The following is a 20,260-nucleotide window of genomic DNA, read 5'->3' on the forward strand; positions in this document are numbered from 1 at the left end:
GCCATGATCGGGTGGTCGCGCTTGCGCGCTGCAGTGCGCAAGCGATCAGGCGTCTTCCGATGTGCCGGCCGGCTTGACGCCACTCAGTACCGCAAACGAGGTATCCCTCGCGGTGCGAATGAAGTCCTCCATCCATGGAAGCTCGAGGTTGTCTTCACGGACTGCCGCATAGAGGGTGCTCCACACGCCTTCCTTGCCCAGCGGCAGGGCCTTGACGTAGTCCCGCTCCAGATACTCCGTCAGCGCCCAGTTGGGCAGCGCACACACGCCGCGTCCACTCGCCACCAGCTGCATCATCATGACCGTGAGTTCGGCGCTGCGGATCTCTTGCGGGCGCACGTTGGCCGGGTCGAGAAACTGCGTGAAGACGTCCAGTCGGGAATGTTCCACCGGATAGACGATGAGCGTTTCTGCCGCCAGATCGGAAGGCTCGACCCAGCTGCGCGTCGCCAGCGGGTGCTGCTTGGAGACGGCGAGCAGGCCTTCGTAGCGAAACAGTGGCGCATAGTGGACGCCAGGCAGCGGCTCGGGGTTGTCGGTGATGACCAGGTCAAGCACCTCGCGGGTGAGGCCGGGCAGCAGGTCGAAGTTCTGACCGCTGGGGATATCGACCTCGACCTCGGGCCAGTGATCGCGAAAATGATCGACCGTCGGCATCAGCCACTGGAAGCAGCTGTGGCACTCGATCGCCATGTGCAGGCGGCCCTGCTCGTGGCCTGCCAGGCGAGCCAGATCCCGTTCCGCCAACCGCAGTTGGGGCAGCACCTGCTCGGCCAGCGTCAGCAGGCGCTCCCCGGCGCGCGTGAACGATACCGGGCGAGTCTTGCGAGTGAACAGCGGCATGCCGAGCCGCGATTCGAGATCCTTGATCTGGTGCGACAACGCCGACTGGGTCAGATGAACGCGCTCCGCCGCCTCGACCAGTGAACCGGTGTCGCGCAGGGCAATCAACGTGCGGAGATGACGAAGTTCGAGCATGCTATGAATGTTGCTCACGTTGAGGATTAGATAAACGCGTTTGATTCAGGATGCGTCGCCGGAGAGACTGCCTGCCAGGCAATGATCTGCTTCATTCTAACCGCTAACCCTGAGAGACCCTACACATGACCACCCTGGTGCACACTCTGGGCTATCCGCGTATCGGCGCGCGTCGTGAGTTGAAGAAAGCTGTCGAAGCGTACTGGAAGGGCGAGCTTGGCCGCGAGGGTCTCGAGCACGAAGGCGCGCGTCTGCGCCAGGCGCATTGGCAGGACCAGGTCGATGCCGGCCTGGATGTGGTGACGGTGGGCGACTTTGCGTTCTATGACCAGGTGCTCAACGTTTCCGTGCTGGTCGGCGCCGTGCCGCCCCGTTTCGGGCGCGTCGACGGTGAGGTGGATCTGGACACCAGCTTTCGCATGGCACGCGGTCGGGCACCCAGTGGTGAGCCGGCCGCCGCCTGCGAGATGACCAAGTATTTCGATACCAACTACCACTACCTGGTACCGGAGCTGTATGAGGGCCAGACGTTCCGCATCGCCAGCGAGCGGCTGTTCGAGGAAGTCGCCGAAGCGAAGGCGGCAGGGCATCCGGTCAAGGTGGCGTTGACCGGGCCGGTCACCTGGCTGTGGCTGGCCAAGTCCAAGAGCGAAGGCCTGGACCGGCTTTCTCTGCTCGACGACCTGGTGTCGACCTACGGCCAGATCCTGAGCCGGCTTGCGGACGCTGGCGTGGAGTGGGTCCAGCTGGACGAGCCGGCGCTGGTGCAGGATCTGCCGAGCGCGTGGCAGCGCGCGTTTGAATCCGCCTACAGCCAGCTGCAGTCGGCTCCGGTAAAGCTGCTGGTGGCGAGCTACTTCGGCGGACTCGGCGACAATCTGGGGCTGGCGTTGTCGCTGCCGGTCGAGGGGCTGCACGTGGATCTGGTGCGCGCACCGCAGCAGTTGGCGACCGTGCTCGATCGCCTGCCGCCCTACAAGGTGCTCTCTCTGGGAGCCGTCGATGGTCGCAATATCTGGCGGGCCGACCTGAGTCATCTTGTCGCCGAGCTGAGAGATGCCAAGGCTCGCCTGGGCGATCGTTTGTGGCTCGCGCCTAGCTGCTCGCTGCTCCACGTGCCGGTGGATCTGACCAGCGAAACCCGGCTGGACCCCGAATTGAAGAGCTGGCTGGCATTCGCGCGCCAGAAGCTCGATGAGGTCGTGACGCTGGCGCACGTGCTCGATGGCACCGAGACGGCGACGGACCGACAGCGCCTGGAGGATGCCAGTCGAGCCCTGGCCGCGCGGCGCGAATCTCAGCGTATTCACAAGCCTCAGGTCGCCGAACGTCTGGCCAGGGTCGGTGCCGCCGACACGCGTCGTGGCAACGTCTACACCGCACGGGCGGTGGCGCAGCGGGAGCGGCTCGGTTTGCCGCTGTTCCCGACGACCTCGATCGGCTCCTTTCCGCAGACGCAGGAGATCCGCACGGCCCGTCGTGACTTCAAGCGAGGCGAGCTCGACGTCGCCGACTACGAAGCGCGCATGCGGGAAGAGATCGCGCTGGTGGTCGAACGCCAGGCCCAACTCGGGCTCGACGTACCGGTACACGGCGAGGCCGAGCGTAACGACATGGTCGAGTACTTTGGCGAACAGCTCGACGGTTTTGCCTTTACCCAGAATGGCTGGGTGCAGAGCTACGGTTCCCGCTGTGTCAAACCGCCGGTGATCTTCGGTGACGTGACGCGTCCTGCCGCGATGACGGTGCGTTGGAGCGAGTACGCCCAATCGCTAACCGACAAGCCGATGAAAGGCATGCTCACGGGGCCGGTGACCATTCTGCAATGGTCCTTCGTGCGCGACGATCAGCCGCGTGCCACGACCTGTCGCCAGATTGCGCTGGCGCTGCGTGACGAAGTCGCCGATCTCGAGCGCGCCGGCATCGCGATCATTCAGATCGACGAACCGGCGCTGCGGGAAGGGCTGCCGCTACGTCAGGCCGAGTGGCAGACGTATCTGGACTGGGCGGTGGAGTGCTTTCAGCTGAGCGCTGCCGTGGCAGCCGATGAAACCCAGATTCACACTCACATGTGCTACGCCGAATTCAACGACATCATCGGTGCCATCGCGGCGATGGATGCCGATGTCATCACCATCGAGACGTCGCGCTCCGACATGGAGCTGCTGGACGCCTTCCAGCACTTCGATTATCCCAACGAGATCGGACCGGGCGTCTACGACATTCATTCGCCGAACATTCCCGAGCGCGCCTGGATGGTCGATCTGATGGCCAAGGCGGCGGAAAAGATTCCCCCCGAACGGCTCTGGGTCAACCCGGATTGCGGTCTCAAGACTCGCGGTTGGGCAGAAGTGGAACCGGCATTGGCCAACATGGTCGAGGCCGCCCGCGAGTTGCGCAAGCGCTACGCGTGAGGCGAGTGCCGAGCGACGAACGGCGTGACCGGGGCGTGATCGGTCCCGCCAATACCGCTGGCATGTTAGGCTGAGCGTTGCGCCGCGAGACGATCTCGCGGCGCTTTTTTGTGACCTGCCATCCCTGGCGGTCACCGTCCGGGCCGTCGCTGCGCGACGTCAAAAATCGCTCCCGGCGACTTTTTGTGACGGCTATTCGTGTTCAGACATCTTTCGGGAATCTTGCTCATGTCCAAAGCGCCTCAGGCTGGCAGAGACCGCCGCGCCCTTCATCGTCATCCCTCACCGGTTCGCTGGTTGGCCCTGTCGGTCGGCGCGCTTCTGCTCGCGGGCTGTGCCGGTGGTGGTCAGCATCAGAGCAGCGCCACCGCGCCGTCGTCAGGCCTGGCTGCGCTCAAATCACCGCTGATGCCGAGTGCCTTCTTTGCGGATGGTGGCGATGCCTTCACCGCCTGGCGCTGCACGCCATCTCAGGATCTGGTGACGACCACGCCCGACGATAGCCGGTTGCGACTATGGACCGCACTGGGTGAAACCGAGCTGCCTCGTGCCGTGGTGGGGGCGGGTTCTCGCTATGAGCTCGGCGGACTATCGTTCTGGCGCCAAGGACGCGATGCGCGTGTCGAGAGCGACAACGGTCGGCTGGTCTGTACCCTTGCCAGTGAACGCAAGACGGCCACGCGCCAGGAACATCCCGACACCATCTTCTATGCCGGTGGCAACGAACCCGGATGGAACGTCTCCCTCGATCGCAACAGCCATTCGTTGACGCTGATATCCGACTATGGCCAGGCCAAGGACACCTTCGATTATCGGGTCGCCTCGGTAACCAACGGCGGTGATGCTGGCATGGTGCTGGTCAGCGACAGCGGCCGATATCCCATGGAGCTCGATCTGCGCGCTGGCGCCTGCTTCGACGACATGAGCGGCAGGCCGTGGCCGGTCAAGGTGACGCTGCGTTACGGTGGCCGCGAATTTCACGGCTGCGGTCAGGGGGTCGAGGCCCGTGACTGAATCGCCAGTCAGCGAGTGGATGGCATCGAATGGATGGATGGTCTCGAGCGGGTGGGTGGCTCGTGAGAGTGAATAGCTGGGGTGATGAGTCGAAATCATCGAATGCTTCGTGCCAATTTTCGCGTTTTTCATTTCAAAAAAGCCAATGAATAATGCTTCCAACATCAGCCGGCAAGCGTCGGCCTGCTGGTCGATTGGCACCCCATATTGGAGGCATATTCATGACACAACGCATTCTTCTCATTACCAGCTCCCTTTTCGGCGAAGGCGGCCAGTCCCGCGCGCTGGCGGAGTCCTTCAAGGCGGCACTGGCCGGGCATGACGTCGAGCTGACCGAGCGCGATGTGGTCGAGCAGGCGTTGCCACACCTTACGGGTGCGGAAATGACGAGCTGGATGACCGACCCCGCCGAGCGCAGTGCCGAGCAGACAGAACTGGCGCGGCATTCCGATGCGCTGCTGGCGGAAATCGAAGCCAATGACGTGCTGGTGCTGGCCGTGCCGCTTTACAACCTGGGGATTCCCAGCCAGTTGAAGGCCTGGTTCGACCGCATCTTGCGCGCCGGCAAGACTTTCCAGTACACCGCGAACGGCCCGGTCGGGTTGCTCGAAGGCAAGTCCGGCCTGATCCTGGCAGCACGTGGCGGCATGTATGCCGGCTCCGACATGGATTCCCAGACACCGCACCTCAAGCACATGCTGGGACTGATCGGCATCAAGGAGGTACACACGATCTATGCGGAAGGCCTGAACATGGGCGACGAGCGCAAGCAACAATCCTTGAAGGAAGCCCGGCAGGCGATCGCTCAGTACGTCGAATCGCGGTTCTGATCGATCGGACGACCCTCGGCCGCCAGCCCAGCACGCCGTTCGAGACTGTCGAGCTCGGGCGGCTTTGCTGTCTGCATTGCGCGGTGGCCGATCGGCTATCGCTGAATCCTGATTCACCGATCGGTGGCCGTGGTCTACCATAGAGTGGTTCAACACACTGACGAATCAGGAAGATTTCCATGGAATACCTTCACACGATGGTTCGCGTCGCCGACCTCGACGCTTCTCTGCATTTCTACTGCGATCTGCTGGGTCTGCAGGAAGTGTCGCGCAAGGAGAGCGAGAAGGGGCGTTTCACTCTGGTGTTCTTGGCGACGCCCAACGACACGCCGCGTGCCAAGGCCGAACAGTCGCCAATGGTCGAACTGACCTACAACTGGGATCCGGAAACCTATACCGGCGGACGCAACTTCGGGCACCTGGCCTATCGCGTCGACGACCTCTACGCGCTGTGCGAACAACTGCAGGCGGGGGGTGTCACCATCAACCGTCCTCCTCGGGATGGCCACATGGCCTTCGTCCGTTCGCCGGACGGCATCTCTATCGAGCTGCTGCAGAAAGGCGACGCGCTCGAACCCAAGGAGCCCTGGGCATCGATGGAAAATACGGGTAGCTGGTAAGCGCCGTGAATCGTTCGATCTTACCCTTCTTCGGGTGGCTGTTGCTGGTAGCGATTGCCGCCAGCAGCGGTATTCTGGCTCCGCCGGGTGAGTGGTATGCCGCGCTCGCCAAACCGCCGCTGACGCCACCTGACTGGCTGTTTCCTGCCGCCTGGACGCTGCTCTATCTGATGATGGCGGTGGCGGCCTGGAAGATCACCCTGATCGTGCCGCGCGACGAGCGCCGAGGGGCGTTGACGCCTTTCGTGCTGCAGCTGATCGCCAACGGTCTGTGGTCGTGGCTGTTCTTCGCGGCGCACTGGATGTTGATCGGCTTGCTCGATCTGCTGCTGATGTGGGGGCTGATCGTGTGGACGATCGTGACGTTCTGGCGCCATTCCCGGTCTGCTGCCGGATTGCTCGTGCCCTATCTGGTGTGGGTCAGTTTCGCCGCCTATCTCAATGCGTCGCTGCTGATCCTCAACTCGCCTTGGGGCTGATGGCTCGAGCCACGGCGATGAACGACGTCTCTTCGAAAGCCAAGGAGGGCTCATGATGCGGCAGGCTAAACCGCTTCCCGCCGACATCGAAGACGCGATGCGTCGAGAAGCGGTCGATCTCGAGCGGCTGGATCGCGAGATCTATCGTCAGTTCGATCGAGATCCGCTGACACCCATAGTCGGCCTGGGCCCCCGCGCGGCGAAGCTCGCCGTCTTCGGGCGCGATCCCGGCAGGAAGGAGGTCGAGATCGGGTTGCCGTTCGTCGGCGCCGGTGGACAGAAGGTTCGGGACGCGCTCTATCGTCACCGTCAAGGGCGTCCGTTGCCGGACTTCGAGGCATCACTGTCGGTGGGCGAAGATCTGTTCTGGATCAACACCGTTCCCTACAAACCGCTCGGCAACAAGGCCTGGTCGATGGCGGTGAAACGGCGTTTCCAGCCGCTGGTGGCAGCGCTGCTGATGCGGCAGTGGAGCGGCGATCAGATCATCACGCTGGGGCGCGAAGCGTTTTTCTGGTTCGGAATCGGCCAGACGAAAGAGATCCGCGACGCACTCGAAGCCTTCTGGTCCCGCGACGACCGTTTCAGCGTGACGCACGTGACCGAGCTGACACTCGACGACGGCGAGCGCAAGCGCTTCGTCCTCGCACCTCTGCCACACCCATCGCCACTCAATCAGCGCTGGTTCAAGCGCTTTCCCGAGTTGCTGGATCGGCGCCTGTCGACGCTCGACGTCTGAGACGGCCGATCCCCGGGGTTCAGTCCGGACGGGCCGCCATGCGCCCGCTACCCAGAAACATGATCGCAAGTGCGCCGAACAGATACATACCCTGGAGTTCCAGCGTCCAGCCGCCCTGACCGTTGAGTGTCCACAACTGGCCCATGTGGACGAGAATCAGTGCCACGATCATGTTTGCCGCCATCAACAGCCCGCCGATACGAGCTTGCCAACCGACGATCGCCATCAACGGGGCGACGATCTCACCGATGAGTACGCCATAGGCGACGAACGACGGCAGGCCCATTCCCGACAAGTGCTGAGCGATGCCGTTGAGGCTGGTGGGGTCCATCAGCTTGCTGATGCCATGAAGCAGAATCAGGACGCCGACACACAGGCGTAGCAACAGCTTGCCGAGATCTTCATTGTGCAGGAAGCGCATTAGCAGAGTTCCGTATCGTTCAGGTTCCGGTGCCGGTTCGGCGCACTCAGGCTACCAGAACTGGCGTTCTTTTCATGGGGCAAATATTCGCGGATCGATTTGTAGTCCTAGGACTACACGATCGATATCTGTTATTACAATGTTGTTTTTTGTCAAAACCGGCGATACTCGGTCTTTGATTTCCGCCCGGCTGATCGACACTTTCATGGAGCCAGCCCGGGAACCGCTCTCGAAAACGGGTCATATCCCAACACAATAACGAGTCGCACATGCGGAGCCTGTTCTTTGCTATTCGGCAGAAATGTACCGAGCTCTGGCGAAGGTGTACCAAGGCGCCCGACGCTCTTGCTGCGGAGCGCCGACGCAGCTTCGAGATCATGGCCGAGATCTATCTGCTGGCATTCTGTCTTCAGGCGGCCGTGGCGCCGCTGATGTTTCTCGTCGATCGCCCGCTGCTCGGCGGACTCAATCTGCTCTGCCTGGCGGCTTATGTGGTGGCTCTGGTGCTGCATCACCGGCTTTTCGTGGCCACTGCCCTGACGATAAAGCTTTGCACGTTTCTCGTCTTCGTCATCGTCGGGGTGGCCGTTGCCGCCAATCAAACCAGCTTGATCTACTATCTGCTGTTTGCCGAAGTCGAGCTGATGCTGGCCGATCTCCGGCGCCGCACCAAGATTCTGGTCACCGCCTGCCTGATCGCGATCACGCTCGGCGTACTCCATCTGCCACCGCTGCACGGCACGGATGCGACGTCATCGGCGGTGGATACGATGCTCTCCGACCTGGGACTGGCGCTTGTCTTCGTCATGCTCTGCGTGGTGATTCTTCGCATGCTGGCGATCACCGATCACCATGAACATCGCTATCGCAGCGATGCCATGTACGACTCGCTGACGCGGGTGCTCAACCGGCGTGCCATCTTCGAACGGGCTTCCGTCCATTGGCGGACGCAGCGCGATTTCGCCGTCGTGCTGGTAGATGCCGATCACTTCAAGGAGATCAATGACAATCATGGTCATACGACGGGCGATGCGGTGCTCTACCATCTCGCCACCCTGTTGCGGGAATCGCTACGCGGTGAAGATAGCGTCGGCCGGGTAGGCGGGGAGGAGTTTCTGCTGCTGCTCCCTGACGCAGGAAAAAGCGACAGCATTGCGGCTGCCACGCGCATCCGCGATTCGCTGGCGAACCATCCCTGCCGCCTCGATAAGGTCGAGCTATCGGTGACGCTGTCGATGGGGATCGCGACTTCCGATGAGGGGCTGCATCTGCGGGATCTGATCGAGCTGGCTGACAGACGCCTTTACGCGGCCAAGTCCGCCGGACGTGACCAGGTGGTGGCCGAGGGCTATCTGGATACCGCCGCATCTCGCAATGCGCAGCGTCTGGCTCAGGGCGTCGAACGTGCGCTGGAGACCGACGAGGCGTAGATTTTCCGACAATCCTGCACCCGCGGCGAGCCTGGTTCACGGGCTCAACGGGCCAGGGGCAGACGTGACAGGCAACGCTGGACGAACCTCGTCATGCCGCCCGCCACCGGGGTGCAGAGGACCCACGGCAGGGCGAGCAGCGCAATGCTGAGCGCACCCATGTAGACGTCGCTGAACCAGTGCGCGCCAACCATGATGCGGGGAGCGCTCAACAGCAGTACGAAGGCAACGCTCCAGCCGGCGGTACGCCGATCGGCGAAGCGCAGCATGAAGCCGGCGAAGATCATCAGCATCAAACCGTGATCGCCGGGAAAGCTGTTCGAAGCGCTATCCTTGGTCGGAATCGAGACGATATCGGTCAGATGGGCCGCGTGTGCGAAGAAACGCGTCGGACTGGGGTGGCCGTAGGTAATCGCCTTGTTGGTCACCACTGCGATCACCCCGGCTGTCAGCAGCATGGTCACGCCGATGCCGAGCCAGCGCCGCCATCGATCAGGCCGCGGATCGCGGCGCATGGCCACACTGAACAGTACGCCCATCACGGCAAATGACGCCGCGTCGAAGAAGCGCGTATTGAGCAGTGCCAGCACGTCATCCCATAGTCCGTTGTCCGGCGTTATCCACTGATTGAAAGTCCAGAAGATCCGATCATCCAGATCGGTCCAGGGCAGCCCGTGGGGCAGGGCCCAGCTCAGCAACAGGATCAGTCCGGTCAGGTTGAAGCCTAGCAAACGTTTCCATTGCACGTTCATGGGTCACTCGCAGGGTGAATCGTCTGCGAGCATTATAATTTAAGCGATTCATAAGGAACAGTGTTTGATAACTGATTCCGAGTACCAGCGTGCAAAACGCCTCCACGGCCTGGGCCGGTGGAGGCGCTTGTCCCGCTCCCCGCCACGCCGACATCGACGCGCTATCCAGTCCGGCGTGATATCGGGTGTGGCGCGGTGTCCATCCTGTCGCGGCGCTTACAGCTCCATGATCTTGGTCCGCTGCTCGACCAGAACCTGGCGGGTGGCCAGATACTCCTTGAGCTTGCCTCGCTCCTTCTCGACCACCGCTTCCGGCGCCTTGGCGGTAAAGCTCTCGTTGCCGAGCTTCTTCTCGATGCCGACGATCAGCTTGTCCTGCTTGTCGATCTCCTTGGCGAGGCGCGCAAGCTCGGCGTCCTTGTCGATCAGATCGGCCATCGGCACCAGCACCTCCATATCGCCGACCCGTTGGGTTGCCGACAGCGGCGCCTGCGCCGGATCGTCGAGCCAGGTCACGCTCTCGAGCTTGGCCAGTTTGGAGAGGAACAAACGGTTGGCGTCGAGACGCTCGCGATCGCCGGTGGCGCCCTTGGTCAGCAGGACGTCCAGCGGCTTGCCGGGGGCGATGTTCATTTCGGCGCGGATATTGCGCACCGCGACGATCACGCCCTTGAGCCATTCGATATCGCGGATCGACTGTTCGTCGATCCGGGAAGCATCCGCCTCCGGCCACGGCTGGGTCATCAGGCTATCGCCTGAGGCATCGGAAATCGTATCCGCCAGCGGTGCGACGCGCTGCCAGATCTCCTCGGAGATGAACGGCATCATCGGATGGGCCAGGCGGAGAATCACCTCGAGCACACGGACCAGCGTGCGGCGAGTGCCGCGCTTGGCCTCGATGGAGGCGTTCTCGTCCCACAGTACCGGCTTGGAGAGCTCCAGATACCAGTCGCAGTACTCGTTCCAGACGAAGTCGTAGAGCGCCTGGGAGGCGTGATCGAAGCGATACTCTTCCAGCGCCTTGGTGACCTGGGCTTCGGTCTGCTGCAGGCGGGAGATGATCCAGCGGTCGGCCAGTGACAGCTCGACGCTCTCGCCGCCGAGGCCGACATCCTGGTCTTCCGCGTTCATCAGCACATAGCGCGAAGCGTTCCACAGCTTGTTGCAGAAGTTGCGATAGCCGTCGAGGCGGCCCATGTCGAACTTGATGTCGCGACCGGTGGTCGCCAGCGACAGGAAGGTGTAGCGCAGCGCGTCGGTGCCGTGCGACTCGATGCCGTCAGGAAACTCGCTGCGGGTCGCCTTCTCGATCGCGCGGGCTTTCTGCGGCTGCATCATGTTGCCGGTGCGCTTGGCCACCAGGGTTTCGAGATCGATGCCGTCGATCAGATCGATCGGGTCGAGCACGTTGCCCTTGGACTTCGACATCTTCTGGCCCTGGGCGTCGCGCACCAGGCCGTGAACGTAGACGGTCTTGAACGGTACCTCGCCGGTGAAGTGGCCGGTCAGCATGATCATCCGCGCGACCCAGAAGAAGATGATGTCGAAACCGGTCACCAGCACGCTGGTGGGGTGAAAGGTCTCGAGTTCCGGCGTTTTCTCCGGCCAGCCCAGGGTGCCGAAGGTCCACAGCCCGGAGCTGAACCAGGTGTCGAGCACGTCGTCGTCCTGGGTCAGCGTGACGTCGGCGGCGATCCCGTGCTTCTCGCGCGCCTCTGTCTCGGTGCGGGCGACGAACACATTGCCCTCGGCGTCGTACCAGGCGGGAATGCGATGGCCCCACCACAGCTGGCGGGAGATGCACCAGTCCTGCAGGTCGCGCATCCAGGCGAAGTACATGTTCTCGTAGTTCCTGGGCACGAACTCGATGTCGCCGTTTTCGACGGCTTCGATCGCCGGCTTGGCCAGCTTCTCGACCGCGACGAACCATTGGTCCGTCAGCAGCGGCTCGATGACGTCGCCGGAGCGGTCGCCGTAGGGGAGGGTGTTGGTAACCGTCTCGACCCGTTCGAGCAGGCCGGCGGCGTCCATGTCGGCAACGATCCGCTCGCGCGCGACGTAGCGATCCAGCCCGGCGTAGGCCGCCGGCAGGGTCGCGTCGATGTCGGGCAGCGGGCGGCCCTGCAGATCGAACACCTCGGCGCGCTCGAGCACCGTGGCATCCTGGGAAAAGACGTTGATCAACGCATGGTCGTGGCGCTTGCCGACTTCGTAGTCGTTGAAGTCGTGGGCGGGGGTGATCTTGACGCAGCCCGATCCCTTTTCCATGTCGGCATGTTCGTCGGCGATCACCGGAATCCGACGACCGACCAGCGGCAGCTCGATGAACTTGCCGATCAGCGAAGCGTAGCGCGGATCTTCGGGATTGACCGCCACCCCGGTGTCGCCGAGCAGCGTCTCCGGGCGTGTGGTGGCAACGACCAGATAGTCCTTGCCATCGGCGGTCCTGGCGCCATCGGCCAGCGGATAGCGGAAGTGCCAGAACTGACCCTGCTGCTCGCGGTTCTCGACTTCGAGATCGGAAATCGCGGTGTGAAGCGTCGGGTCCCAGTTGACCAGGCGCTTGCCGCGATAGATCAGCCCCTCGTCATGCAGCCGCACGAACACTTCCTGCACCGCCTGGTAGAAGCCGTCATCCATGGTGAAGCGCTCGCGGCTCCAGTCGACGCTGGAACCCATGCGGCGTAGCTGGCGGGTGATATGCCCGCCGGACTCTGCCTTCCATTCCCAGATCTTGTCGGTGAACGCCTCGCGGCCCAGATCGTGGCGCGTCTGGCCGGTCTCTGCCGCCAGCTTGCGCTCGACCAGCATCTGGGTGGCGATGCCGGCGTGATCCGTCCCCACCTGCCACAGCGTGTTGTTGCCACGCATGCGTTTCCAGCGCACCAGCGTGTCCATGATCGTGTCCTGGAACGCGTGGCCCATGTGCAGGCTGCCGGTCACGTTGGGCGGCGGGATCATGATCGAGAATGGCTCGCCTTCGCCGCTCGGGGCGAAACGATTGTCGGCTTCCCAGCGTTCATACCAGCGGGTTTCGATCTGATCGGGTTGGTACGTCTTGTCCATGGCGGCTATCGGGCTCGGCAATGAGTGGCGACGACACGCGGCACACCCGGCTTGCGAGGGGCGAGGTGCGGCGTAGCGAAAATGGCGGGGATTATACCCTTTGGCGGCAGGCGGCGTCATGGCGGGAGTCCGCCGGACTCTATTTGGCGGCACCGTTGCGAAACGTTGGCGAGCGCAGCCACTTTTGCTAGGAAACGCTGAATGAATCGACGAGCGGAGTAAAACGCAAGGCGTACGGAGCACAGGAACCGGAGCCTATGGGGTTTAAGGGAGGATTCCTATCGGACCGGCGCCCCGGTACCGCACACCGAAGCGATTTGCCGGGGACGCCGAGTTCGCGCAGACATTTATGCAGTGTTTCCCTAGAGCTTGTGCGCCTCGACCCGATACCCCCGGTCCTTGTAGGTCTTCCAGCAGGCGCGCTTGGTGCGCAGCACGTCCTGATGCTGGTTGATGATCTCGGCGACACGCTCCAGGCGCGAAAACCACTCGGGGATCTCGTCGTTCAGATTGAGCATCGCCTGTACGCCGGGCTCCGGTACGGCCTCCCAGCCGATCGTCACCGGCGGTGGCGGATCCATGGCATCGCCCGCGACGCGATGCGGGACGTAGCTCTCCTCTCGGAACGTCCACAACAGCTCGTCGAGTTCGCGAGCCATGGTTTCGTCCTGGGTGTGGATATGCAGCTGATAACCCTTGCGATAGATCGTCTCCGCCAGTCGGCAGGCGAAGGTCAGCCGGGCTTCCAGCGTGGTATCGGGCAGGATGTAGAAATCGACTTTGGTCATGACATTCCGTTGATGGAGAGCTTCGGGCCAGGGTTACGAGTTACCAATGTTACCCGACTCGATACCGAGCGAGATGAGGGGTCTCAAGCGAACCCGAGCGATTGCGCGAGCTAGCCTCAGGCAAGGCGAATCCAGCCAAGTGAGCGCAGTCGAGGGTTCTTCAATGAGCATCGCGAAGCTGGATTCAGCATCTCGTCACTGAGTCGGCGCCGAGCGAGATGAGTGGCTAGGCGCACGGCGCGTAGGGAACGAGACATAACAGGGGGTTAGGCGAGGCCCGCGCGCGCCGTGCAACAACGCCAATCGCTCGCGCAGGCCCGACCTCTCTTAAACGCCGCCGTCGATGTCGATGAGTGCCCCCGTCGTGAACCCCGCCTCGGCCAGCCACAGAATGCCGTTGGCGATCTCCTCCGGCTCGCCGATGCGACCCATCGGGATCACCGAGCCGGCGATGTCGGGCTTGTCAGGGTTGCCGCCGCTGGCATGAATGGTGGTGCGGATGACGCCGGGCCGGATGGTGTTGACGCGAATGCCTTCGCCGGCGACTTCCTTCGAAAGCCCCTCGGTCATGGTATCGATGGCGCCCTTGGAGGCGGCGTAGTCGACGTATTCCCCCGAGCCGCCGAGGTGGGAGGCCGCAGAGCCGACGTTGACGATGGCACCGCCGTTGCCGCCGTGCCTGGTGGACATGCGCTTGATCGCTTCGCGGGCGCAGATGAATGGGCCGACGACGTTGATCTTCATCATCCGATCGATGCGCTCGAAGCTCATTTCGTCGACGCGGCTGATCTGGTCGACGATGCCGGCGTTGTTGACCAGAACGTCGACCCGGCCCAGCTCGCGGTCGACGGTCTCGAACATGGCAACGATGGCGGCTTCATCGACGACGTCCGCCTGGATCGCGATGGCGCGACCGCCGTCGGCTTCGATCTCGGCGACCACCTTGTCGGCGGAGGCATTGTCGCTGCGATAGTTGACGGCCACGGCATAGCCTTTCTGGGCGGCCATGATGGCGGTGGCGGCGCCGATGCCGCGGCCGGCGCCGGTAATGATCATCACGGGTTTCATCACATCCTCCTTTCGCAAATGGGTCGTCGAACTCTCGAGACGAAGCGACCGCCGGTGGGCGGTCGTTTCGGGTCTACGATCTGAGGCTCGACGTGTGGCACGATGTCAGCGTAGGACGAAATCTTTCCCTTCGCACCGGGCCTATCGCACCGGGTCTATCGCACCGGGTCTATCGCACCGGGCCTATCGCATCAGTCAGATTGCCTCAGGCCGATTGCATCGGGTCAGTCGCGTCAGGCCAGTTGCATCAGCCAGCCGCGAGTGTCTTCGCTGCGGCCGTACTGGATGTCCAGCAGGCGCTTGCGCAGCTTGGCGCTGACCGCTTCGCCTTCGATCGGCGGCGTGACGATGCGGTCGCTTTCGGTCACCAGCTGGCCGATCTGGGTGATGACGGCGGCGGTACCGCAGGCGAACACCTCGACGATGTCGCCGTTGGCAACGCCGTCACGCCATTCGTCGATGCTGATCGGTCGCTCTTCCGGCGTGAGGCCGGCATCGCGGGCCAGCTCCAGGATGGAATCGCGGGTAACACCTTCCAGAATCGTGCCGGTCAGCGCCGGCGTGACCAGACGACCATCGCGATAGACGAAGAACAGGTTCATGCCGCCCAGCTCTTCGATCCACTTGTTCTCCGCCGCATCGAGAAACGCGACCTGATCGCAACCATGGCTTTCGGCCTCGGCCTGAGCCAGCAGCGACGCGGCGTAATTGCCACCGCACTTGGCGAAACCGGTGCCGCCGGGCGCGGCGCGGTTGTAGTGCTGGGAGAGCCAGATCGAGACCGGCTTGCCGCCGCCCTTGAAGTAGGCCGCAGCCGGCGAGGCGATCAGATAGTAGTCGACTTCGGCCGCCGGCTTGACGCCCAGCGACTTGCCATTGCCGATCATGAACGGGCGCAGGTAGAGACTGCACTCCTCGGCCTCGTTCTTCGGCGTCGGGACCCAGTCGACATCCTGGGCAACCAGCGTCTTGAGCGATCCGAGGAAAGTCTCGTCGTCGAGTTCCGGCAGGGCGAGGCGACGGGCGGAGGCGCGGAAGCGTGCCGCGTTCTTCTCCGGGCGGAAGGTCCAGACCGAGCCATCGGCGTGACGGTAGGCCTTGATACCTTCGAAGATCTCCTGACCGTAATGCAGCACTGGAGACGCCGGGTCGATCAGCAGCGGCCCGTAAGGGCGAATCTCGCCGCGCTGCCAGCCGCCGGCCCTGGTCCAGCGTACGTGCACCATGTGGTCGGTGAAGTAGCGGCCGAAGCCCGGGTTGGCAAGAATCTCGTTGCGTAGAGCGGCATCGAGCGGATTGGATGCAAGGCGGGCTTCGAAACCTGAAGTGGACACTGCGACTTCTCCTGACAGTCCATGCTGCCTGACGACTCGAGCGGGACGCCAGGCGGTCGATGACTTCGGTAGGGAACTGCCCGGATCACCGGGCAGCGGACAGATTGAAATTAGCATGCAAAGCGTTGGCTGCGAAGAGGGCGCCCGGGCTTATCCTTCGACGCCCTTCGCGCAGTCTTTCTGCACTGACGGCTTGGCCTGTCCAGATTGACGGCTTGGCCTGTCCAGATTGACGGCTTGGGCTCTCTGTACGGATCAGGCTTCCGGCGTCACCACCAATTCGCTCTCGCGATCCAGCAGGTAGCGGGTCAGCAGGCCTACCGGGCGACCGGTGGCGCCTTTCTGCTTGCCGCTGTCCCAGCCGGTGCCGGCGATATCGAGGTGTGCCCATGGATACTTGTCGGCGAAGCGTGACAGGAAGCAGGCGGCGGTGATGCTGCCGGCCGGCCGGCCGCCGATATTGGCGAGATCGGCGAAGTTGGAGTCCAGCTGCTGCTGGTAGTCATCCCACAGCGGCATGTGCCAGGCGCGATCCCAGGAGGCCTCGCCGGCTTCGAGCAGGTCCAGCGCGAGATCGTCGTCGTTGGAGAACAGCCCGCTGGCATGATCGCCCAGCGCGATGACGCACGCGCCGGTGAGCGTGGCGACATCGACGACGCTGGCCGGCTCGAAACGCTCGGCGTAGGTCAATGCATCGCACAGCACCAGACGTCCCTCGGCGTCGGTATTGAGAATCTCGACCGTCAGCCCCTTTAGCGTGGTGACGATGTCGCCCGGCTTGATCGCGCGACCGTCCGGCATGTTCTCGGCGCTGGCAACGATCGCCACCACGTTGAGCTTCGGTTTCAGGGCGATCACGCTTTTCATGGCGCCGAATACGCTGGCGGCACCACACATGTCGAATTTCATCTCGTCCATGCCGGCACCGGCCTTGAGCGAAATGCCGCCGGTGTCGAAGGTGATACCCTTGCCGACCAGCACGTGAGGCGACTCTTCGGCGTTGTCCGCGCCCTGGTACTTCATCACGATCAGCTTGGAGGGCTCCGCGCTGCCTCGGCCCACGGCCAGCAGCGAGTGGGCACCGAGCGCCTCGAGCTCGGCTTCGTCGAGAATCTCGACATCCAGCGAGCCGGCGGATTCCGCCGCCATCGTCTCGGCCTGATTGGCCAGATAGGTCGGGGTGCAGATGTTGCCGGGCAGGTTGCCCAGCGTACGGGCCAGGTTGACCCCATCGCCCAGTGCCGCACCGATGCGGGCTCCGGCCTTGGCGCTATCGGCCTGGTTCGTCTCGCTGACCAGCAGTTCGATCGTGCGCAGCTGCGGGGCCGGAGATTGCGTCGACTTGCATTGGGTGAAGCGATAGACGGCGCGGGTCGCCGATTCCAGGGTCATCTGCGCGTTCCAGGCGACGTCGCGATCCTCGACCTCGGCGTCCGCGAAGGCGACGGCGGCGCTGTCGACCGGCAGTTTGGCGAGCGTGGTGAAAGCGGCGTCCAGCGACTTGCGCAGGGCGCCTTCATTGAAGGTTTCGCGCTTGCCCAGGCCGACCAGCAGCAGTCGCTCGGCGGCGAGGCCCGGCGCGAACGGGATCAACTGGACATTGGCCAGCTCCGGGGTGAAATCGCCGCGCTCGACCAGTTGTGCGATCAAGCGCTCGCTGGCGTCATCCAGCTTGGCAGCGGCGGACAGCAGATCGCCATCCTGAAACAGCGGTACCACGAGGCAGGCTGTCTCGACCTTGGCCGGATTGACGGTCAGTACGGAAAATTCCATGTCGTCTCCAATGAACGATTGAGCGGACAAGCCTGTCGGTAACAAGACAAGCGAGTGGTGATTCAGGATAATGGCGCCGAACGAATCTGCGCGGCAATGACGGTTGGCGCCTGAATGGGTACCGAAAATGGGTACCAAAATTGAACTCGAAGGCCCAAACTCGCTGCCGCCGACGAAAGGCCCATCGATGCGGCCAGTCTACGCAAAGCCGAAGCGCGTTGCACAAACCGTATCGCCGCCAGGGTGCCTCGGCGGCAACGGGGTAACGATCCACGCCGTCGGAGGGCGTGGCCGACGAGGCCGGTCGCGGCAGGAAGCCAAATCAGGTGTAGATGTTGCCAGGAGTTGAGTTTGATCGTATTCCGCTATTTGACACGCGAGATTCTGCTGACGATGTCGGCAGTGGCAGGCGTGCTGCTGCTGGTGATCATGGGCAGTCGTTTCATTCGCTACTTCACCGATGCGGCTCAGGGCGAGCTTCCGCTCAGCGCGCTGGGCACGTTGATGCTCTTTCACATGCCGAGCTTTCTGGAGCTGGTGCTGCCGCTGTCGTTCTTCCTGGCGATCCTGCTTGCCTACGGTCAGCTCTATCTCAACAGCGAGATCACGGTGCTGGTGGCCTGCGGGATCAGCCCCAATCGGCTACTGCAGGTCACGTTGCTGCCGGCGACGCTCATCGCCGTGCTGGTCGGAGTGTGTAGCCTGTGGCTGACGCCCGCCGGTGCCGCGCACAACGAGCGCCTGATCGACGAACAGCAGAGCCGGCTCGACTTTTCGCTGCTGACACCCGGGCGCTTCCAGGATTTCGGCGATGACCGAACCGCCTATACCCAATCGCTCAGCAGCGACAATTCCCGCATGCAGGGCGTGTTCATCAGCGAATACCAGAGCGGTGGCGATGGTTCGCCGCAGCAGGTGGTGACGCGAGCCGAGAGCGGCTATCAAACCACCGATCCCGATACCGGCAGCCGCTATCTGGTGCTCGAGAACGGTCAACGCTACAGCGTCGACCCCGGCAGCCGGGTGGCGGAGAAGCTGGTATTCGGCAGCTACGGGGTGCGCCTGGCAACCGACGAGCCGACCGAACTCGACCAGGATAGCGAGTTGATGACCACGCCCGCGCTGATCGCCGATGGCGACGACGACTCCATGGCGCAACTGCAGTGGCGGCTATCGATGCCGTTGATGATTCCCATCCTGACGCTGCTGGCGCTGCCGCTGTCGCGGGTCAATCCGCGCCAGGGCCGTTTCGCCAAACTGCTGCCGGCGATCTTTCTGCATGTCAGCTATCTCAGTCTGCTGCTGGCGGCGCAGGACGCGATCGCGCGGGGCAGCCTGCCGGCGAGCATCGGCATGTGGCCGATTCACGCGGTTTATCTCGTGCTCGGTCTGTTCCTGCTGCGACGCGACCAGACGCAGGGAGGCCGCTGATGCTGATCGATCGTCTCGACCGTTACATCGCCCGCAGCGTGCTGGGCGCGATGCTGGTCGTTCAGGTCATGGTGCTGGGACTGGATCTGGTGATCTCCTACATCAACGACCTGGGGGATGTCTCCGGCAACTACACCGCCCTGGACGTGCTGATCTATCTGATCATGCGGCTGCCTTGGCGGTTCTACGAATACGCGCCGGTGGCGGTGCTGATCGGCGCACTGGTCGGGCTGGGATCGATGGCGTCCAGCAACGAATTGACGGTGATGCGGGCGTCCGGCCGTTCGTTGGGCCGGATCCTGCTGGGCGTGCTCAAGCCGCTGGTGCTGGTGATCCTGATCACCATGGCGATCGGGGAGTTCGTCGGGCCGGCCACCGAGCAGCGGGCCGAAGCGTGGCGGCTGGAACAGTCCGAGGGCTCGGATGCAGTGCTGTCTCATCGAGGCGGCTGGCAGCGAGAGGGCGACAACTTCTATCGCTTCGGCACGATTCGCGCCGACGATACCTTGATCAACGTCACCTGGTACCGGTTCGACGGTCAGCAGCTGGTCGAGGCCACCCAGGCGGCCCGCGCCGTCTGGAACGACGGCAGCTGGACGTTGGAAGATGTCGAGGTGACCCATTTCGAGGATGGCAGGACGAGTGCCGAAACGTTGCCCACCGAGACCTGGGAAACTGCGCTGACGCCTTCGCAGCTCAATCGACTGCTGCGACCGCTGGACAGCCAGCCGATGAGAAGTCTGTGGCGCTATGCCGATTATCTGCAGGCCCAGGGACAGGAAGCGACGCAGCCACTGCTCTATTTCTGGCAGAAGAGTCTGCTTCCGGTGACGCTGGCAGGGCTGGTGCTACTGGCCGCCTCGTTCGTGTTCGGCCCGCTGCGCAGCGTGGCGGCGGGAACGCGAATCTTCTACGGCGTGATCGTCGGCCTGACCTTCAAGTACCTGCAGGATCTGTTGGCGCCGGCGTCGGTGCTGTTCGGCTTTTCGCCTTCGCTGGCGGTGGTGGTGCCGACGGCCACCTGCTATCTGCTGGGCTTCTGGCTGCTGCGCCGTACCGGCTGAGAGCCTGGCTACGATCTGCTGCACGTCGGCCAAACAGGGTTGAAAGCACTATCGGAATG

At 63.1% G+C, this 20,260-nt stretch carries 17 protein-coding genes; 9 read left to right on the plus strand and 8 right to left on the minus strand.

The genetic code is table 11. The features are described from left to right. Positions 1 to 45: 45 nt before the first annotated feature. On the minus strand, positions 46 to 978 hold the full coding sequence (locus DOM36_RS13995) for a LysR family transcriptional regulator (RefSeq protein WP_075569636.1): 933 nt from the start codon (positions 976 to 978) through the stop codon (positions 46 to 48). A 125-nt stretch (positions 979 to 1,103) separates the two neighbouring features. Here DOM36_RS13995 and metE point away from each other — a divergent pair, with 125 nt between their 5' ends. From metE to DOM36_RS14025, 6 genes are all read left to right on the plus strand, one after another. Beyond that, positions 1,104 to 3,392 (plus strand): 5-methyltetrahydropteroyltriglutamate--homocysteine S-methyltransferase, encoded by a 2,289-nt coding sequence (gene metE / locus DOM36_RS14000; protein ID WP_110643444.1) that lies wholly within the window; start codon positions 1,104 to 1,106, stop codon positions 3,390 to 3,392. Positions 3,393 to 3,620: 228 nt separating this feature from the next. Further along, positions 3,621 to 4,406: a C-type lysozyme, inhibitor gene (locus DOM36_RS14005; RefSeq protein ID WP_110643445.1), complete on the plus strand. Its 786-nt coding sequence runs from the start codon at positions 3,621 to 3,623 to the stop codon at positions 4,404 to 4,406. Between the two features lie 221 nt (positions 4,407 to 4,627). Next, positions 4,628 to 5,236 (plus strand): NAD(P)H-dependent oxidoreductase, encoded by a 609-nt coding sequence (locus DOM36_RS14010; RefSeq protein WP_075569639.1) that lies wholly within the window; start codon positions 4,628 to 4,630, stop codon positions 5,234 to 5,236. A 179-nt stretch (positions 5,237 to 5,415) separates the two neighbouring features. After that, positions 5,416 to 5,856, plus strand: coding sequence for a VOC family protein (locus tag DOM36_RS14015; RefSeq protein ID WP_075569640.1), 441 nt, complete (start codon positions 5,416 to 5,418; stop codon positions 5,854 to 5,856). Positions 5,857 to 5,861: 5 nt separating this feature from the next. Beyond that, positions 5,862 to 6,335, plus strand: coding sequence for a TspO/MBR family protein (locus DOM36_RS14020; protein ID WP_232823853.1), 474 nt, complete (start codon positions 5,862 to 5,864; stop codon positions 6,333 to 6,335). Between the two features lie 52 nt (positions 6,336 to 6,387). Further along, the gene (locus tag DOM36_RS14025; RefSeq protein ID WP_232823854.1) at positions 6,388 to 7,074 is read left to right on the plus strand and encodes a uracil-DNA glycosylase family protein; all 687 of its coding nucleotides are present in this window, start codon (positions 6,388 to 6,390) and stop codon (positions 7,072 to 7,074) included. A 19-nt stretch (positions 7,075 to 7,093) separates the two neighbouring features. On the opposite strand, the gene DOM36_RS14030 is transcribed toward DOM36_RS14025, so the two are convergent. Further along, positions 7,094 to 7,495, minus strand: coding sequence for a DoxX family protein (locus DOM36_RS14030; RefSeq protein ID WP_075569642.1), 402 nt, complete (start codon positions 7,493 to 7,495; stop codon positions 7,094 to 7,096). A 377-nt stretch (positions 7,496 to 7,872) separates the two neighbouring features. On the opposite strand from DOM36_RS14030, the gene DOM36_RS14035 reads away from it, so the two are divergent. Beyond that, the gene (locus DOM36_RS14035; protein ID WP_157958651.1) at positions 7,873 to 8,925 is read left to right on the plus strand and encodes a GGDEF domain-containing protein; all 1,053 of its coding nucleotides are present in this window, start codon (positions 7,873 to 7,875) and stop codon (positions 8,923 to 8,925) included. A 44-nt stretch (positions 8,926 to 8,969) separates the two neighbouring features. Here DOM36_RS14035 and DOM36_RS14040 read toward each other — a convergent pair whose 3' ends face one another. From DOM36_RS14040 to DOM36_RS14065, 6 genes are all read right to left on the minus strand, one after another. Then, positions 8,970 to 9,677: a phosphatase PAP2 family protein gene (locus DOM36_RS14040; protein WP_232823855.1), complete on the minus strand. Its 708-nt coding sequence runs from the start codon at positions 9,675 to 9,677 to the stop codon at positions 8,970 to 8,972. Positions 9,678 to 9,893: 216 nt separating this feature from the next. Then, positions 9,894 to 12,743 carry a valine--tRNA ligase gene (locus tag DOM36_RS14045; protein ID WP_110643447.1) on the minus strand — a complete coding sequence of 950 codons (2,850 nt, stop codon included), beginning with the start codon at positions 12,741 to 12,743 and terminating at the stop codon, positions 9,894 to 9,896. 362 nt (positions 12,744 to 13,105) lie between these two features. Further along, positions 13,106 to 13,531, minus strand: a complete 426-nt coding sequence (locus tag DOM36_RS14050) for a DNA polymerase III subunit chi (RefSeq protein ID WP_075569646.1) — start codon at positions 13,529 to 13,531, stop codon at positions 13,106 to 13,108. Between the two features lie 327 nt (positions 13,532 to 13,858). Continuing rightward, entirely contained in the window at positions 13,859 to 14,599 is a 741-nt protein-coding gene (locus DOM36_RS14055; protein WP_110643448.1) for an SDR family oxidoreductase, read from the minus strand. Positions 14,600 to 14,832: 233 nt separating this feature from the next. Next, entirely contained in the window at positions 14,833 to 15,933 is a 1,101-nt protein-coding gene (locus tag DOM36_RS14060) for a branched-chain amino acid aminotransferase (protein WP_232823856.1), read from the minus strand. Positions 15,934 to 16,188: 255 nt separating this feature from the next. Further along, entirely contained in the window at positions 16,189 to 17,706 is a 1,518-nt protein-coding gene (locus tag DOM36_RS14065) for a leucyl aminopeptidase (RefSeq protein WP_075569648.1), read from the minus strand. A 351-nt stretch (positions 17,707 to 18,057) separates the two neighbouring features. Here DOM36_RS14065 and lptF point away from each other — a divergent pair, with 351 nt between their 5' ends. Continuing rightward, positions 18,058 to 19,137 (plus strand): LPS export ABC transporter permease LptF, encoded by a 1,080-nt coding sequence (gene lptF / locus DOM36_RS14070; protein WP_075569649.1) that lies wholly within the window; start codon positions 18,058 to 18,060, stop codon positions 19,135 to 19,137. Next, positions 19,137 to 20,201 carry an LPS export ABC transporter permease LptG gene (lptG, locus tag DOM36_RS14075; protein WP_075569650.1) on the plus strand — a complete coding sequence of 355 codons (1,065 nt, stop codon included), beginning with the start codon at positions 19,137 to 19,139 and terminating at the stop codon, positions 20,199 to 20,201. The genes lptF and lptG overlap by 1 nt, the downstream gene beginning before the upstream one ends. Positions 20,202 to 20,260: the final 59 nt, after the last annotated feature.

This window comes from Salinicola sp. CPA57, from assembly GCF_003206035.1.
In the GTDB taxonomy this organism is placed as follows: Bacteria; Pseudomonadota; Gammaproteobacteria; order Pseudomonadales; family Halomonadaceae; genus Salinicola; species Salinicola socius.

What these genes read in the sequence shown, in the direction of transcription:
- DOM36_RS13995 (WP_075569636.1), bottom strand. Translation starts at nt 978, where the DNA reads ATGCTCGAACTTCGTCATCTCCGCACGTTGATTGCCCTGCGCGACACC.
- metE (WP_110643444.1), top strand. Translation starts at nt 1,104, where the DNA reads ATGACCACCCTGGTGCACACTCTGGGCTATCCGCGTATCGGCGCGCGT.
- DOM36_RS14005 (WP_110643445.1), top strand. Translation starts at nt 3,621, where the DNA reads ATGTCCAAAGCGCCTCAGGCTGGCAGAGACCGCCGCGCCCTTCATCGT.
- DOM36_RS14010 (WP_075569639.1), top strand. Translation starts at nt 4,628, where the DNA reads ATGACACAACGCATTCTTCTCATTACCAGCTCCCTTTTCGGCGAAGGC.
- DOM36_RS14015 (WP_075569640.1), top strand. Translation starts at nt 5,416, where the DNA reads ATGGAATACCTTCACACGATGGTTCGCGTCGCCGACCTCGACGCTTCT.
- DOM36_RS14025 (WP_232823854.1), top strand. Translation starts at nt 6,388, where the DNA reads ATGATGCGGCAGGCTAAACCGCTTCCCGCCGACATCGAAGACGCGATG.
- DOM36_RS14030 (WP_075569642.1), bottom strand. Translation starts at nt 7,495, where the DNA reads ATGCGCTTCCTGCACAATGAAGATCTCGGCAAGCTGTTGCTACGCCTG.
- DOM36_RS14035 (WP_157958651.1), top strand. Translation starts at nt 7,873, where the DNA reads ATGGCCGAGATCTATCTGCTGGCATTCTGTCTTCAGGCGGCCGTGGCG.
- DOM36_RS14040 (WP_232823855.1), bottom strand. Translation starts at nt 9,677, where the DNA reads ATGAACGTGCAATGGAAACGTTTGCTAGGCTTCAACCTGACCGGACTG.
- DOM36_RS14045 (WP_110643447.1), bottom strand. Translation starts at nt 12,743, where the DNA reads ATGGACAAGACGTACCAACCCGATCAGATCGAAACCCGCTGGTATGAA.
- DOM36_RS14050 (WP_075569646.1), bottom strand. Translation starts at nt 13,531, where the DNA reads ATGACCAAAGTCGATTTCTACATCCTGCCCGATACCACGCTGGAAGCC.
- DOM36_RS14055 (WP_110643448.1), bottom strand. Translation starts at nt 14,599, where the DNA reads ATGAAACCCGTGATGATCATTACCGGCGCCGGCCGCGGCATCGGCGCC.
- DOM36_RS14065 (WP_075569648.1), bottom strand. Translation starts at nt 17,706, where the DNA reads ATGGAATTTTCCGTACTGACCGTCAATCCGGCCAAGGTCGAGACAGCC.
- lptG (WP_075569650.1), top strand. Translation starts at nt 19,137, where the DNA reads ATGCTGATCGATCGTCTCGACCGTTACATCGCCCGCAGCGTGCTGGGC.